The following is an 822-nucleotide window of genomic DNA, read 5'->3' on the forward strand; positions in this document are numbered from 1 at the left end:
CACATGTCAGCACCCGGTGACGCGCTGAAGCCAGCTCTAAAATTACCTCTTGCGCATGGGGCGGTTACACATGTTGCGCTAAGGGGGTGAGGGCAAGATTCGCCACTTCCCCGGACGGACTTATCCCACGGGCTCGGTGACAGGGATGCCGAGTGCGGTGTGGCCATTCAGGACGACAGCACGGATCTGGAGTTCTGCCACCCAACGGTCGAAGTCACGTGCCATGCCACTCTGCCCGGGCGGCTTCGCGCAATGCATCTTCGTCTCGTCTCGGCTTCGGCGGAGGTATCCGCTCGACTTTCGTCAGATGGCGCGGCCGTGATATGTCCAAGGGCGGCGGACCTCGTCCGGGCGACGGCATCCACAGCCTGGCGTTCTGGCGCGGCGGGATGGCGGCATGCGCGCCCCGGGCGGCAACTGCCTCGTCGCACCGGCGCGTAAGCCGTGGACCGTCCGCAGGGACCGATCCGATCTCCACGCGGGCGCGGATCCGGGCCAGAAGCTCGGGGAGCATCGGCACGTCATCAACGCTGCTGCCGGTGATTTCGGTGGCTCTGATTTCCAACGTTTGCTCGTCGATGGGCGTTGTTGCACAAGTCTGACGACGGAGGATTCACTTTGTGAATCCATGCGGTTAGACGCGCGGTATGAGCAAGCCATCTCCCATCCGCTATTGCACGACGAACTGGTCCAGCTACAACGCATCGCTGCGGAAGCGGGGATCGCTGCTGATCCGGGTCGACAGGGACATGACCTGGCGCGCGCCACGTGACTGGCGACCCGGACGGCCAGCGGTGTTTTCCGATGCGGCTATCCAGTTCT

The 822-nt window shown here is 63.7% G+C and carries 3 pseudogenes; 1 reads left to right on the forward strand and 2 read right to left on the reverse strand.

The annotated features are described in order from the left end of the window. Positions 1-120: 120 nt before the first annotated feature. Positions 121-313, reverse strand: a pseudogene (locus FOY53_RS24240) (IS5/IS1182 family transposase); the annotation flags it as partial. Positions 314-334: 21 nt separating this feature from the next. Next, positions 335-580, reverse strand: a pseudogene (locus FOY53_RS24245) (IS5/IS1182 family transposase); the annotation flags it as partial. Between the two features lie 67 nt (positions 581-647). Between FOY53_RS24245 and FOY53_RS22660 the strand changes: the two are divergent. Beyond that, a pseudogene (locus FOY53_RS22660) lies at positions 648-822 on the forward strand (IS5/IS1182 family transposase); the annotation flags it as partial.

The sequence above is a fragment of the Puniceibacterium confluentis genome (assembly GCF_007923445.1).
GTDB lineage: Bacteria > Pseudomonadota > Alphaproteobacteria > Rhodobacterales > Rhodobacteraceae > Puniceibacterium > Puniceibacterium confluentis.